Source organism: Microvirga ossetica, assembly GCF_002741015.1.
GTDB lineage: Bacteria > Pseudomonadota > Alphaproteobacteria > Rhizobiales > Beijerinckiaceae > Microvirga > Microvirga ossetica.
In genome coordinates, this window is sequence record NZ_CP016616.1 from 3,169,876 (window position 1) to 3,184,211 (window position 14,336).

Genomic DNA, 14,336 nt, shown 5'->3' on the forward strand with positions numbered 1-14,336 from the left:
GATACCGTCAGCCGCGGGCGCGCTTCAGCATCTGCCGGAGCGCCGACGGCTGCAGAACCGCCTCCGGCTCGCCGAACAGCGCTCCCTGGAGATAATCCACGCCCCAGGAGGCGAGCAGCCGGGCCGTCGCCTCGTCATCCACCCATTCCGCCGCGATGGCGATGCCGAGATGCTGGGCCCGGTCGATGAGGGTGCGGACGAAGAGACGGTCGTCGGTGGAGCGCTTGAGCGGCTGGATGAAGGCGCCGTCGATCGTCAGAAGGTCGATCGGGAGCATGCGCAGCTGGGCCGGCGAGACATAGCCCGCCCCAAACCCGGTGAGCGCCAGCCCGATGCCGAGGGCCTTCATGGCATGAAGCCGGCCGAGATTGCGCCGGCATTCGGCAAGCGCCGCCTCGGGAACCTCGATCATGAGCCGCGATTCGATGCCCGGACGGGCGCCGAGATGGGCCGCTAGCATGGGCAGCCATTCCGGATCCTGCAGGGTCTTCTGCGAAATTGGCAGGGAAAGATGCTTGTGCGGATGGTTCTGGAGATGGTCTGCGGTTAGCTCGAGCATCCGCCCATCGACGAGAAGGGCGAGATTGGCATCCTTCACGCTCGGTACCGGTCCGAGCGGGATCGTGCCCTCCGCGGCGCTCAGCAGCGAGGCACAGGCCTGCATCAGGAACGGCGCCCGCGTCTGCGCCTCCACCATCGGCCGACAGGCGAGCGTCAGGCTGCGGTCGTTGAGGGCGGCGATCCAGTCGAACGGCGCCTGCTCCGCCGCCGGCGACGGCTTGGCGGGGCGCGCATCGTAGAAGCTGCGGGGTTCGTCCCATTCCACGGCCGAGGCCAATGCCTGCTCGGCGAAGCGCAGAAGCTTCGTGGCCTTGAAGGTATGGTCGGGCGCGCAGGCGGCTCCGAGGCGAAGGGAGGACGCGGCCTGTCGATCCTTCAGGAGCGAAACAAGGCGCTTCATGGCGCTCGGCGCGTCGGAAGCGGGGCAGCAGGTGAGCGCCAGGGCGAAACGGTTCGGTCCCAGCGCGGCGAACAGGTCATGGCGGCGCATCATCGGGCGGAGATTGCGGGCGATGTCGGTCGTCAGATCCGCCTCGTCCCCGTCGACGCTGCCGACGATCAGGGTGCAGGTCTGCGACACCCGCAGGGCCTCGTTGATGCCGGTCTGGATCTTGCACAGAAGCTCCGACCGGGCCCTGAGAACAGTCGGGAGCAGCTCCCTTGCTCCCGAGGCCGGGTCGACGCGAAGCTGGCCGCGAGCGAAGGCGGGGCCTCCCTGGACGCCCGGCTGCCACCGGCCGGCATCCTCGACCATGACCACCCGGTCCGGCTCGAGACGAAGTGCGTAGCGGGTGTCATAGGTGCGGCCGGGAGCTTCCGCTGCGGAAATGGCCTCCTGGCGGGAGAGGCCGCAGCCGGGCTCGATCATCTGCGCAAAAGCCTTGCCGGTCTTCGGCAGGTCCCGGCTGGGCAGGCCGAGCGCCTCGGCCGCACCCGGACCCCAGGTCAGCGCGTCCGAGACCATGTCCCAGGCATAGATGACGGCGGCGAGGGGAGAGCCTTGGGGGCGAGGGGCCTGGCGCTTGCGTGGCGGCCGGGATGCGCCCTTGAAAAATCCCGTCCGTCCCTGCCCCTTCGTCGCCATCACACTCACCCTTGGAACGCATACCGAGCGGGGTGGCCGAGGGCGCCTCGTGCAAGCCTGACCCAAACCCCGGAAAACCAAGGATGCAGGATCGCCTCTCAGGCTTAATGAAGCGTAAAAAGCGATGGAAAATCAGGGCTCTTGGGGGCCGCTTCTGGGGATTGCGGGCATAAAAAAACCGGCGCCTGGAGCGCCGGTTCGAATCGTCGCATGGAGCGATCGATTAGGCTTCGGTCTTCACCTTGAGAACCTGACGGCCACGGTACATGCCGGTCTTCAGGTCAACGTGGTGAGGACGGCGCAGCTCGCCGGAATCCTTGTCCTCGACGTAGGTCGGGGCCTTCAGGGCATCGGCGGAGCGACGCATGCCGCGCCGCGAAGGCGACGTTTTTCTCTTTGGAACGGCCATAACTCGTCTCCGGTTAAAATAGCGGAGCGCCCGCTCAACCGGGGAACGCTCACATCTCAAACTTGATGAGGTTGCGCCTCATACAAGGTCTTCGGGCAAATATCTAGCCCCCTGAAGCAATCCGAGGCTTTTTCCGAGGGTTTTTCCTGGCCGCAGGGAAGGGGTGTCACGGCTTCAGGCAGTCGCTGAAAGGCGCCGCTCTCTCCATGCGGGCCATGAGCTGTCCCGCCAGCGCCCGATGGCCGGGCCGTGGGCGGGCCGGATTGCGAACGAGGGGGTTGGGCAGGGCCCGTGCCAGAAGCGCCGCCTCCTGGCGGGTGAGGTTCTTGGCGGGCTTGCGGAAGTATTTCTGCGATGCCGCCTCGGCTCCGAAGACGCCTTCGCCCCATTCGGCGATGTTGAGATAGACCTCCATCGTCTGGCGCTTGGACCAGATCAGGTCGAGATAGAGCGCCACCGGGATCTCCAGGCCCTTGCGGAGATAGGACCGGCTCGGCCAGAGGAAGAGGTTCTTCGCCACCTGCATGGGGATGGTCGAGGCCCCCCGCGCGGGCCCGTCCCCGTCGGCGGATTCCATCACCATCCAGAGGGCTCCCCAATCGACGCCGTGGTGCTCGCAGAAGCGGTTGTCCTCGGCTGTCAGGACGGCCAGGGGCAGGTTGGGGGAGATCTCGTCGAGGCGGACGAAGTCGCGCGCGACGGGCTGGAGGGTGAGCCAGCGGCCGAGCATGAGGGTCGAGACCGGCGGCACGGCCCAGTACAAAAGCCCTAGCCAAAAGACGGCGCCGACCCATAAGAGGATGAGACCGAGGCCGATCTGGACGAAGCGGCGGAGAAGGCGGGCAGCCGTCAGCGGCGCGCGCGGCCGTCCCGATCGCCATGTCCATCTCGACCGCGACCTGTCGCCGACGCTTCCCTCGGGCGGAGCGGCGGCCCCATCCGAATTCAGGCTCATCATGACGCCATCCACCAGCACTTTCACGACGCGGCTGTCCGACGCCGCGGGGATTGTCGAAGCAAGTCTCCAAGCCTTGCTATCAGACAAAGCCGCTCCGGGCGAGATTGCCCGCCCGCCCCGTCTCATGGCCGCCATGCGGCATGCGACCTTAAGCGGCGGCAAGCGCCTGAGGCCATTCCTGACCATCGAGGCGGCCCGGCTCTTCGGCGTCGAAGGGCAGGGGCCGTTGCGGGCCGGCTGCGCCGTCGAGCTGCTGCACTGCTATTCCCTCGTGCATGACGACCTGCCCTCCATGGACGATGACGACCTGCGCCGAGGCCGTCCCACCGTCCACAAAGCCTATGACGAGGCCACTGCCATCCTGGTGGGCGACGCCCTCCAGACCTTGGCCTTCGAGGTGCTCGCCGACCCGGCGACGGCGGAGGATGCGGCGATCCGCTCCGATCTCGTGCTCGGCCTTGCCCGGGCCTCGGGCTTGGGCGGCATGGTGGGAGGCCAGCTTCTCGACCTGTCGGCGGAGGGACGCTACGGCCCGGCGGAGCTGGAGGAGGCCGATATACGCCGGCTTCAGATGATGAAGACCGGTGCGATCCTCACCTTCTCGGTGGAGGCGGGAGCGATACTGGGCCAAGCCGATGCGCCCGCCCGCCGGAGGCTCGTCGAGTACGGGCGCGCGCTTGGAGCGGCGTTCCAGGTGGCGGACGACATCCTCGACCGGGAGGCTTCGCCTGAGGCGCTCGGCAAGCGCACGGGCAAGGACCGGGAGAAGGGCAAGGCCACCCTCGTCGACCTGCTCGGGATGGAGGGCGCGCGCCGCGAATGCCGGCAGCTCGTCGAAACAGCGGAAGCGGCCCTCGACGCTTTCGGAGCTCAGGCGCAGATCTTACGCGAGGCGGTGCGCTTCGTGGTCGAGCGGCAGGTCTGAATCGTGTCAGCGCTAGCGCATCGTGCGGAAAAGTGGATCTGGTCTTCGCTTGCGCGGCCCGCTGGGTCCGCAATCAACGATGCGCCAGCCAAGAGAAGGAGCATCGGAATTGACCCCAAAAGTGGGTCCACTTTTGGGTCCGATGCTCTAGGATCTGCGGCCCATCATCGACGCGATCGCCTCGGCTAGACTCTCGGCATCATATGGCTTGCGCAGGATCGGCACCTCGGAGAACGCGGAGGGGACCATGCCTCTTTCCCCGTAGCCGGTCGCGAAGACGAAGGGGATGTTGCGCCTGGCGAGTTCCTCCGCAACCGGGATGGAGGTTTCCTCGCCGAGATTCACATCCAGCACGGCGACGTCCGGGGAAAAAGCCGACAGCTTGCCGAGGGCGTCGTCGACCGATCCGCTGGTGGTGATGTCGGCGAGGCCCCGTTCGTCGAGCATGAACTCGACATCAAGGGCGATCAGCAGCTGATCCTCGACGAGCAGCAGGCTCGTGCCGGAAAGGTCGATGGCCGATCTCACCTCGGCCGGCGTCGGTTGCGCTCTCGGATCGGTGCCAGGCGCGGTGACGAACAGAATGTGCTTCTGCGGAATGAAGAAGGATCCTTCGACTCCCGTCGGCAGGTAATCGACCCGGCTTTCACCGCCGAGATCGTAGGGAATGCTGCGGTCGATCAGAAGCGTGCCGAAGCCCTCGCGCTTCGGCGGTGAGACGATCGGGCCGCCCGACTCGTGCCATTCGATCCGGCAGCCGCCTTCGGACATGAGCGACCACGCGATCGACAGCTTGCCGCCCGCCTTGGAAAGGGAGCCGTATTTCGCGGCGTTGGTGCACAATTCGTGCAGCACGAGTGCCATGACCGAATAGGCGCGCGCATCGAGCCACACCTTCGGGCCTTCGAGCACGATCGTCGTGGCAGGATCCCGGTAGGGCGTCAGCTCCGCATCGAGCAGATCGGCAAGGGAACCGCCGCCTTCACCCCTCGCCACCTGGTCGTGAGCGACGGCCAGAGCCTGGATACGGCCCTGGAGCGAGGCGACATAGTCCTGAATGTTGCGCCCTTCCTGCACCGGGTGCCCGACCAGGGACTTGATGATCGCGAGAATGTTCTTGACCCGGTGGTTGAGCTCCTCGTTCAGCATGCGCTGGCGGATCTCGGCCTTGGTCCGCTCGTCGGCCAGCAGCTCGCCGTGGCGGAGCACCACCTCGGTCAGGGCGATCCTGGCAGCCTCGGCGATCTCCCGATCGGCTTCTGACCAGGGCAGGGATTGCGCATGGACGATCTGCTTCCAGATCGCGAAGCTCTTGCGGGGGGTGAGCCGGTCGCCCAACGGGCCGACATCATAGGACTTTTCCGGATTGCCGGCCCATTCGAGCGTCTGGACCTGTTCCTTGCGAAAGAAGAACAGGTAGTCGCGCGGGATCTGCGAGAGCGGCACGGCGAGAATGCCGGAGGCATTGGCGCGGTATTCCTCGGCCGAGGCCAGACGATGGGACAGGGCGTGCGTTGCCCAGATCCGGCCATCGGCGACATTGCCCACGAACCGCGCGATGGACGCGACGACCTCTGCGGAAGGCGCGCTGCCCTGGGGCGTCCAGCTGCCGTCGATCCAAAGCCCCACGCCGTCGCACGGCACCAATTGTCGAAGATCGGCGAGGCTCGCCCGAAGGGTCTCTCCCACATCGGCCCGATGAGAGGCCCGCTTCAGGATCAGGTCGAGGGCGCGGCGGGCCTGGGTCGCGGTCTCGAGCTTGCCGCGCTGGAGCAATGCGTTGAGGTGGAGGGAGAAGAATTCACCGAACATCTCGGCCGCCACGCGCAGCCCCATGGGCAGGATGCGGGGAGAGTAGTGATGGCAGGCGATCAGGCCCCAGAGTTCGCCGCCGACGATGACCGAGATCGACATGGAAGCTGCGACGCCCATGTTGCGCAGGTACTCGCAGTGGATCGGCGAGACGCTGCGCAGATGAGCGAAAGACAGGTCAAGCGGTTCGCCCGAAGCATCGAGCACCGGTTCGATCGGAATCCGCTTGCCGTCCGAATCGGCGATGATGCGGATGATGTTGCGCAGATACAGGACCCGCGCCTGCTGCGGGATGTCGCTGGCGGGAAAGTACTGGCCGAGAAAACTCTCGAGATCGCTGCGCTTGGCCTCGCTGACGACCTTCCCCGAACTGTCGTGTTCGAACCGGTAGACCATGACGCGGTCATAGCCGAGGAGGCCGCGCACGAGGCGGGCGGTGTCGCGAATGAGGTGGTCGGCATCGACAGCCTTGTTGAGCCGTCCGATCAGGGCGCGCGTCAGGTCGAGGGGCTTGGTGAACTGCGACGCCGCGGGCTCGAATTCGATGATGACCGTCGAACGAAAGCGGTGAATGGCCACATCGAAGGCAAGGTCTCCGATGTCGAGATCGAAGACGAGGGCAGCTCGACTTTCGCTGCTTGCGGTCGCCAGCGCATTGCGGAGGGTATGGGCCGCTTCCTGGCCCAGGACCTCGTCTAGCGTGCGCCCGTTAATCTCGCCTCGCAGCCGAAGGAGGTCAGGAGCATTGGCCGAATGCCGCAGGATCACCGATGCTTGCGTATCGCAGGCGAGCAGGCATCCATGCTCCTGGATGCTGCCCGGAATATGGATCGGCTCCCGGTCGCAATTGGTCAGATTGACGGATTCGTTCAGGGTCACGGGGCAAGCTCTCTTGCAGTCGATGCAGGGCAGGCCTGGTTCGGTGTCCTCAGGGGTGGACCGGAAAGCACCGCTACAAATCTTAGTACAAATCTTAGGCAGATAATTTTAGGAGTTTTGCTCGCCACTGCAACGCGTGAGGCGCATCCGACCGGTTTTCAGGCCGCCGGCAAACCATTGCTTCGAGAGTGCGTATCAGCCCGGACTGGACCCGACTATGAGGAGACCGGAGCCTGCCTCTCGCGTTTTCTTCCCGGCTTGTCGACTGGCAGGGGAAGCTCGCGGCAGAGCGGGATCTCGAATGAGATCCGGCAATGCCCGTTGCCGTCGATCTCCGCACCCGTTCCGTATTCGGCCAGGATGTCCTCGACGATACCGAGGCCGAGCCCGCTCGAGGTCGGGTCGGCCTGTCCCTGCAAGCCGCGTTCGGGGCGCACGCCGCCGGTGTCAGAAAAGCCCGGCCCGTCATCCTCGACGACGATCCGGGCCTTCTCGCTCGCGCGTTCGGCACGGATCGTGACCTGGGCTTTGGCCCATTTCCTGGCATTGTCGAGGAGATTGCCCATGACCTCGCCGAAATCGTGCGGGTCCATGTCGACGGCGAGGTCGTCCGGGATCCTGGTCTCCCACACGAGCGCCTCGCCCCTGGGCATGTGCTGCATGAGGCGCAGGAGGCGGGCGACGGTCTCGTCCACCTGGGTATAGGCGCCGCAGGCCACCGATGCGCCGCTGGTGCGCGCCCGCGCGACCTCGCGCTCCACATGGGTGCGGATGAGGCCAAGCTGCTCCTGCATGCGCTCGGCTGCCTGATGCTGGCCGGATTGCTCCAGGTGCCGCACCTCGGCGCCGAGAATCGTCAAAGGTGTCTTCAAGCCGTGCGCCAATGCGCCGGCCCGGTCGCGCGCCTTGCGCACGAGGTTTTCCTGGCGGTCGAGCAGCTTGTTGATGTTCTCGACCAGCGGCGCGACCTCGTCCGGAAAGCGCCTGGTCATGCGCCGGATCTGGCCGGTCTGTACCGCATTCAGATCACGGCCGACGTCCTGCAGCGGACGCAGGCCCAGCGAGAGCTGAATCCAGGCGAAAAGAACAAGGACGGCGGCGATCGGAATGAGCACGCGGGTCACGTCCCAACCGAAAGCCTGGCGCAGTTCCACCACCTGCGCGTGGTCGAGCGCGACCGCGAGGCTGACTGTCCGGGGCCCTTGATCGCCATCGACCGTGACCTCCCGTTCGATCACGTAGAGTTCCGAGCCATCGGGTCCCTCGACCTCGAAGGCCTTCTCGCGCTCCGCTCCCGGCCGAGCGCCGCCCGGTGGCAGGTCCTGATCCCAGAGGGAGCGCGACCGCACGATCGGTCGCCCGTTCTCGGAGACCTGCCAATAGGCGCCGCCATAGGGCTGGTGATAGCGGGGATCGGTCAGTTTCTGACCGAGGCCGGCCTCGCCCTCCGTGCCGAAGGCGGTCGCAAGCTCGGTCCAATGGATGTTGAGGTCCTGCTCCACGTAACGCAGCACCTGACGCTCGAAGAACACGACCAGGGAGGCGCCGGCGACGGCGATCGTCGCGATGATGGACATGACGGCAACCGTCAGCAGCCGCACCCGGATGGAGTTGCAGTTCATGGCGAAGGCGTCTCCATGATGTAGCCGTGGCCGCGCCGGGTTCCGATGGCGTCCGATCCGATCTTGCGCCGCAGGCGGGCGACCAGAGCCTCGATGGTGTTGCTCTCGGGCTCGTCGTTTCCATAGACATGCTCGACGAGCTCGCTCTGCGCGACCACGCGATCGCGATTATGGGCGAGATAGCGCAGCAGTCGGAACTCGAGCGGCGAGAGCTCGATTGCGCGGCCGTTGATCATCACCCGCAGCCGGCGCGTATCGATGCGAATGGTCCCTATCTCGATCAGCGGCGTGACATGGCGGCCGACGCGACGCAGCAGGGCGGCGAGGCGGGCGAGAAGCTCCTCCATCTCGAAGGGCTTCGTCAGGTAGTCGTCGGCTCCCGCATCGATGCCCTCGACCCGCTGCAGCCACGCGCCGCGGGCGGTCAGAACGAGGATCGGCACCGTGCTGTCCTCCTCCCGCAGGCGCCGCACCACGGACAGGCCGTCGAGCTTCGGCAGACCGAGATCGAGCACGATGGCGTCGTAATCCTCGGTCGAGGCGCGGAACCAGCCCTCCTCGCCGTCCCGGGTGATGTCCACCACATAGCCCGTCTCGGCCAGGGCGCTCGCGACATCCCTGGCGATGGCCGCCTCATCCTCCACGAGAAGGACCCTCATCAACGTCTCCTGATCTGGAGGATCTGGTTGCGACGGGCATCGACGACCACCTCCTGGTAGCGGCGATCCCGGGTGAGAATCAGAAATTCATAGCGCCATTCGCCGGTCCAGGATTGGCGCAGGTCCACCTCCAGCACCTTGCCCGGGACTGCTTTCGAGACAGTGGGAAGAACGGTGCTCAAGGCCAGGGCCCAGCCCTGGGAGACGGCCTCGCGGGCACTTTCGGAGGAGGTGCTGCCCCAGCCGGTCTTCGCTGCCGCGTCGTCGTCACGTCCCCGGCCTCTGCCGCGGCCGCCGTCGTCGTCTCCTCCGCGGCCGCGGCCTCCGCCGTCATCGCCGCCGCCTCGGCCACTGTTGTCGCTACCCTTGCCGCTGTTGTCGCCTCCTCCGCGGCCGCCATCGCTGTCACCGCCACCACCGCTGCCGCTGTTCCCACCGCTGTCGCCGTCCTTGGCGATCGCGAGATCCGGCCATGAGCTCTCCACCGCCGTCAAGGCGAGGCCGGCGGTCAGCAGGACAATGAAGTGACGTCGGATCATGAAGCGTTCCAAAGCTCGCCAGCATAGCATGCCCAAACTGATATTTCGCTGACATGGCCTGTCAGGTTCACGTGGCCGGCTTCGTGCAAATTCTCCTCCATCGGCGCCGATCCCGGCGCGACGGATGAGTGGAGGAAGACGATGGTAAAGCCGATCAAGAAGGGTCCGAGCATCCTGGTTCTGGGAACTGTCCTGGCGTCGCTGACGGCGGCGGCGATCCCGGCGGTCGTTGCGAGCGCCATCATCTCACCGGCCATGGCCAGGGGCGGCGGCGATGGGGGAGGGCGCGGCGGAGACGACAGCGGCGGCCGCGGCGGACGTGGCGGCGATGATCACGGTGGCGGCCGTTCCAGCGACGACAGCGGTGGCCGGGGAGGCCGCGGGGGCGATGACAACGGCGGTCGCAGCGGTGGTGGTGGCGACGATCGTGGAGGCCGTGGCCGTGGGGGCGACGATACGCGAAGCGACGACAGCGGCCGTGGCAGAGGACGCGGCGGCGACGACAACGTGAGCCGCGCCCGGGATGACGACGGCCGTCACCAGAACAGGGCCGAGGACCGCACGCGGACCCGCACTCAGGACCAGCACCAGACCCGAACCCGGGGCGCCGACGATCTGCCTGCGCTGCGCAGAGCACGCGGGCGCGGAGCGGATGACGCCCCGGATCTCAACGACGACAATGGTGGCCGCCTGAATCGCGACGCGCGCTTCGAGCCCGGCGACGACCGCAGGATCAACGGCCGATAACGACGGCGTCGCGCCGGCTGGAGAAAGGCATCGGGCCCGGAGGGGAAATTTCCTCCGAGTCCGATGGTCATGCGGTCGGTACCCAGAACAGGCATTTCACATGGCCGGGCCGGGACAGGTGCGGAAGCGTTCCCGCAGGCTCGCCGCCATTGGCCAGGATCACTTTTCGCGAGCCCTCGTTGTCGTCGTCGCAGGTGATCAGCACCCGCGAAAAACCTTCCGAGCGGCAGACGGGCAGAATCATGCGCAGGGCCTGGGTGGCGTAGCCGCGCCTCTGCTTCCAGGGCACGATCGTATAGCCGATATGGCCGTAGATGGTGCTGGGCATGTCTTCCGTTCCGCGTTGGAAGCGAAAGCCGATGCGGCCGCAGAAATCGCCGTCGCTGATCCAGAAATCATGGGCCGGCAGGCGCGGCACCTCCCGTCCGTCCGGCAGCCGGACCAGCGGGCTGTTGTAGAGGTCGTGCAGGAAACGGGCCGGATTGCGCCGCAGCTGCAGTAGCTGCTCGCGGCTCACGTCCTGATCCGTATTGGGCGACCATCCCCGTTCGAGGGCGTCTTCATATTCGGGCAGCCGATCCAGGCTGGGGCGAAGGAGGGTGATGTCGGTCATGGATGTCCAAAACTGACATCGAGTCAGGCCAAGAGCAACAGGCTTACACGGTGACCTGCGTGCCGACTTCCACCACGCGTCCGGTCGGGATCTGGAAGAAGTCCGTGGCGTCGCTCGCCGATTTCGCGAGGCCGATGAACAGCTTGTCCTGCCACAGCGGCATGCCCGACTGGCTGGCGGGACGGATCGACCGGCGCGAGAGGAAGAACGACGTCGCCATGATGTCGAACTTGAATCCCTGCCGGCGCAGGATCGCGAGGCCGCGCGGGATGTTGGGCGTTTCCATGTAGCCGTAGCTCAGGCGGATGCGCCAGAACGAATCGCCCACATGCTCGATGGAGACGCGGTCGTCGTCGTCCACGCGCGGAACGTCCTCGCTGTTCACGGTGAGGATCACGTTCTTCTCGTGCAGAACCTTGTTGTGCTTGAGGTTGTGCAGGAGAGCGGCCGGCGCCGTATCCGGGTCGCTCGTCAGGAAGACGGCGGTGCCCTTGACCCGGTGCGGCGGGCTCTTTTCCAGCATCTGCACCAGCTCGAGGAAGGGCACGTCGATCTTGCGGGTCTTCTCGAACAGGATCCGGGTGCCCTTTACCCAGGTGTACATGAGCACGAAGAACACGCCCGCGATGACCAGCGGGACATAGCCGCCGTCCAGGAGCTTGACCAGGTTCGAGGACAGGAAGGTGAGGTCGATGAGCAGCAGGGGCACCATGATGAGCCCGGTCTTGAGCGGCCCCCAGCCCCAGCTCCGGCTCATCACCAGGCAGGCGAGCAGGGTCGTGACGACCATGGTGCCGAAGACCGCGATGCCGTAGGCGCTGGCGAGGCTGCTGGAGGAGCCGAAGAGCAGGACGAGGCCGACCACGGCGGCGAGCAGAAGCCAGTTCACGCGCGGCAGGTAGATCTGCCCCTGATGGCTTTCAGAGGTGAAACGCACTTCCAGGCGCGGCAGCAGGCCGAGCTGGATCGCCTGCCTGGTCAGGGAATAGGCGCCGGTGATCACGGCCTGGCTTGCGACGATGGTCGCGAGCGTGGCGAGGATCACGAGGGGCAGAAGCAGCCAGGGCGGTGCCAGCAGGAAGAAGGGGTTGTTGATCGAATCCGGGTTCGACAGGACGAGCGCGCCCTGCCCGAGATAGTTCAGGGCCAGCGCCGGAAACACGACGGTGCCCCAGGCCACGCGGATCGGGTTGCGGCCGAAATGGCCGAGATCGGCATAGAGCGCCTCGGCGCCGGTTACGGCCAGACAGACGCTGCCGAGGATCGCGAAGGCGGTGCCCGGGTGCGTGATCAGGAAGGACACGCCGTAATAGGGGTTGAATGCGAGCAGGACCTCCCAATCGTCGGCGATATGGAGAAGTCCAAGGCCCGCCATGGTGATGAACCACAGGAGCGTCAGCGGACCGAAGAACGCTGCGACCTTGCCCGTGCCGTGACTCTGCGCGGCGAAGAGAGCGATCAGGATCGCCAGGGCGCCGGGCAGGACATAGGCCTCGAAGGAGGGGGCGACGAGCTTCAGGCCTTCGAGAGCCGAGAGCACGGAGATGGCCGGCGTGATGGCGGCATCGCCATAGAACAGGGCGGCACCCGCCATGCCCATCATGAGAATCGGCAGGCTTCTTCGTCCGAGCGCACGCTGTGCCAGTGCGACCAGGGTCAGCGAGCCACCCTCGCCCTTGTTGTCGGCCCGCAGCAGCAGGAGAACGTATTTGACGGAAACCGTGAGGATCAGCGCCCAGAGCAGGAGCGAGAGGATGCTGATCACCAGTTCGCGGGTGAGCGGAACGGGCGTGCCGTGGTGGCCGCCGGTGGCGGCAGCCACGGTTTCGCGCATGGCATAGAGCGGGCTGGTGCCGATGTCGCCATAGACGACGCCGATGGCCCCGAGGGTCAGGGTCCAGAAGCTCGCCTTGTGATGGCTGCCCGGTAGGGTGGCCTCAGGGGCTGCGGAATCCGCATGCCCTGGGGCGATGGCGTGCTGCTCTGCCATGTCTGCTTTTCTTTTGCGGATGTGTCCGCGGACGGCCCTTGTTGACTCACTCTGCAAACGACGAAGGGCGGACCCCTTCTCCAAAGAGCGCAGCCGCCGGCATTTCCGGTGCGGCGCGCTCTCTAACACATCGCGCTTCAGCTTAAAACGGAATTTCGCTTGAGGTTCCATGGCTAAGCTTGCTGCCTCATTCGGCGGCATCGCGTCCGGCCTGGCCGTAATTCTTCTCGATGTAGTCGAGAACGATCTTCTGGAAGTCCTGGGCGAGGGTCGGGCCGCGCAGGGTCATGGCCTTCCTGCCGTCGATGAAGACCGGAGCGGCGGGCTGCTCGCCCGTGCCGGGAAGCGAGATGCCGATATTGGCGTGCTTCGACTCGCCGGGACCGTTCACGATGCAGCCCATCACCGCCACGTTCAGGTTCTCGACGCCGGAATAGGTGCGGCGCCACTCGGGCATGGAAGTGGAGATCCAGGTCTGGATGTCGCGGGCCAGCTCCTGGAAAACCGAGGAGGTGGTGCGTCCGCAGCCCGGGCAGGCAGCGACGAGGGGCACGAAGGTGCGAAAGCCCATGGTCTGGAGCAGCTCCTGGGCCGTCTTGACCTCGACTGTCCGATCGCCGCCGGGTTCGGGCGTCAGGGAATAGCGGATCGTGTCGCCGATGCCCTCCTGGAGCAGGATGCCCATGGCGGCGGAGGAGGCCACGATGCCCTTGGTGCCCATGCCGGCCTCGGTGAGGCCGAGATGGATGGCGTAGTCGGAGCGGCGGGCGAGGTCCTGATAGACGGCGATCAGGTCCTGCACGGCCGAGACCTTCGCCGAGAGGATGATCCGATCCTTGCCCAAACCGATCTCTTCGGCGCGGGCGGCGGAGAGCAGCGCCGACCGGATCATCGCCTCGCGGGTGACCCAGCGCATGTCGCGCGGGCTTAACGAGGCGGCATTCTCGTTCATCAGGTGGGTGAGCAGCTCCTGATCGAGGGAACCCCAATTGGCGCCGATGCGCACGGCCTTGCCGTGCCGGATCGCCTGCTCGACGATGGCCCCGAACTGCCGGTCCTTCTTCTCCTTGAAACCCACATTGCCGGGATTGATGCGGTACTTGGCCAGAGCCTCGGCGCAGGCCGGGTGATCGGCGAGAAGCTGGTGGCCGATATAATGGAAGTCGCCGACGAGGGGGACGTCCACGCCGAGCCGGTCGAGGCGTTCGCGGATCCGCGGCACGGCGGCGGCAGCCTCGTCGCGGTCGACGGTGATGCGCACGATCTCCGAGCCAGCCCGGGCGAGCGCCGCCACCTGGGCCACGGTCGCATCCACGTCAGCCGTGTCCGTGTTGGTCATCGACTGGACCACGATCGGCGCGCCGCCGCCGACCATGACGGACCCGACGCGCACGCCAATGGTGCGATGGCGCGGAGCGGGGCCGGCGAGGCTCTCGGAGGCGACAGCGGTCTCGGAAGGCGAGGTGAGGGGCATGCTGAAATCCACGGCGGCAGCTCGAGGCTGCCGCCGTTTAGCTGATGCCAAAACCCTTCTTCGT

Annotated in this window: 12 protein-coding genes; 2 read left to right on the top strand and 10 right to left on the bottom strand. The window is 66.3% G+C overall.

The features are described 5' to 3' along the window. Positions 1-7 precede the first annotated feature (7 nt). The 3 genes from BB934_RS15065 to mtgA form a co-directional block, all read right to left on the bottom strand. Complete coding sequence (locus BB934_RS15065) at positions 8-1,645, bottom strand: EAL domain-containing protein (RefSeq protein WP_099510355.1); 1,638 nt, start codon at positions 1,643-1,645, stop codon at positions 8-10. 223 nt (positions 1,646-1,868) lie between these two features. Then, positions 1,869-2,054 carry a 50S ribosomal protein L32 gene (rpmF, locus tag BB934_RS15070; protein ID WP_099510356.1) on the bottom strand — a complete coding sequence of 62 codons (186 nt, stop codon included), beginning with the start codon at positions 2,052-2,054 and terminating at the stop codon, positions 1,869-1,871. 166 nt (positions 2,055-2,220) lie between these two features. Further along, positions 2,221-3,012: a monofunctional biosynthetic peptidoglycan transglycosylase gene (mtgA, locus tag BB934_RS15075; RefSeq protein ID WP_237049978.1), complete on the bottom strand. Its 792-nt coding sequence runs from the start codon at positions 3,010-3,012 to the stop codon at positions 2,221-2,223. On the opposite strand from mtgA, the gene BB934_RS15080 reads away from it, so the two are divergent. After that, positions 3,011-3,937 carry a polyprenyl synthetase family protein gene (locus BB934_RS15080; protein ID WP_099510357.1) on the top strand — a complete coding sequence of 309 codons (927 nt, stop codon included), beginning with the start codon at positions 3,011-3,013 and terminating at the stop codon, positions 3,935-3,937. The genes mtgA and BB934_RS15080 overlap by 2 nt on opposite strands. 147 nt (positions 3,938-4,084) lie before the next feature. Here BB934_RS15080 and BB934_RS15085 read toward each other — a convergent pair whose 3' ends face one another. The 4 genes from BB934_RS15085 to BB934_RS15100 all read right to left on the bottom strand — a co-directional run bounded on the left by BB934_RS15085 (position 4,085) and on the right by BB934_RS15100 (position 9,448). Beyond that, positions 4,085-6,628 carry an HWE histidine kinase domain-containing protein gene (locus BB934_RS15085; protein WP_099510358.1) on the bottom strand — a complete coding sequence of 848 codons (2,544 nt, stop codon included), beginning with the start codon at positions 6,626-6,628 and terminating at the stop codon, positions 4,085-4,087. Positions 6,629-6,843: 215 nt separating this feature from the next. Continuing rightward, positions 6,844-8,250 carry a sensor histidine kinase gene (locus tag BB934_RS15090; protein ID WP_099510359.1) on the bottom strand — a complete coding sequence of 469 codons (1,407 nt, stop codon included), beginning with the start codon at positions 8,248-8,250 and terminating at the stop codon, positions 6,844-6,846. Continuing rightward, positions 8,247-8,909 carry a response regulator transcription factor gene (locus tag BB934_RS15095; RefSeq protein ID WP_099510360.1) on the bottom strand — a complete coding sequence of 221 codons (663 nt, stop codon included), beginning with the start codon at positions 8,907-8,909 and terminating at the stop codon, positions 8,247-8,249. Before BB934_RS15095 ends, BB934_RS15090 begins: the two co-directional genes overlap by 4 nt. Beyond that, positions 8,909-9,448 carry a PepSY domain-containing protein gene (locus tag BB934_RS15100; protein ID WP_099510361.1) on the bottom strand — a complete coding sequence of 180 codons (540 nt, stop codon included), beginning with the start codon at positions 9,446-9,448 and terminating at the stop codon, positions 8,909-8,911. The genes BB934_RS15095 and BB934_RS15100 overlap by 1 nt, the downstream gene beginning before the upstream one ends. 141 nt (positions 9,449-9,589) lie before the next feature. On the opposite strand from BB934_RS15100, the gene BB934_RS15105 reads away from it, so the two are divergent. Continuing rightward, positions 9,590-10,195 carry a hypothetical protein gene (locus tag BB934_RS15105; protein WP_099510362.1) on the top strand — a complete coding sequence of 202 codons (606 nt, stop codon included), beginning with the start codon at positions 9,590-9,592 and terminating at the stop codon, positions 10,193-10,195. A 67-nt stretch (positions 10,196-10,262) separates the two neighbouring features. Here the strand turns inward: BB934_RS15105 and BB934_RS15110 are convergent, their stop codons facing one another. The 3 genes from BB934_RS15110 to ispG all read right to left on the bottom strand — a co-directional run bounded on the left by BB934_RS15110 (position 10,263) and on the right by ispG (position 14,272). Next, positions 10,263-10,808, bottom strand: coding sequence for a GNAT family N-acetyltransferase (locus BB934_RS15110; protein WP_099510363.1), 546 nt, complete (start codon positions 10,806-10,808; stop codon positions 10,263-10,265). Positions 10,809-10,851: 43 nt separating this feature from the next. Then, a complete protein-coding gene (locus BB934_RS15115; RefSeq protein WP_099510364.1) occupies positions 10,852-12,798 on the bottom strand; it encodes a potassium transporter Kup in 1,947 nt (648 codons plus the stop codon). Positions 12,799-12,985: 187 nt separating this feature from the next. Further along, complete coding sequence (gene ispG / locus BB934_RS15120) at positions 12,986-14,272, bottom strand: flavodoxin-dependent (E)-4-hydroxy-3-methylbut-2-enyl-diphosphate synthase (RefSeq protein ID WP_099512883.1); 1,287 nt, start codon at positions 14,270-14,272, stop codon at positions 12,986-12,988. Between the last annotated feature and the right edge of the window lie 64 nt (positions 14,273-14,336).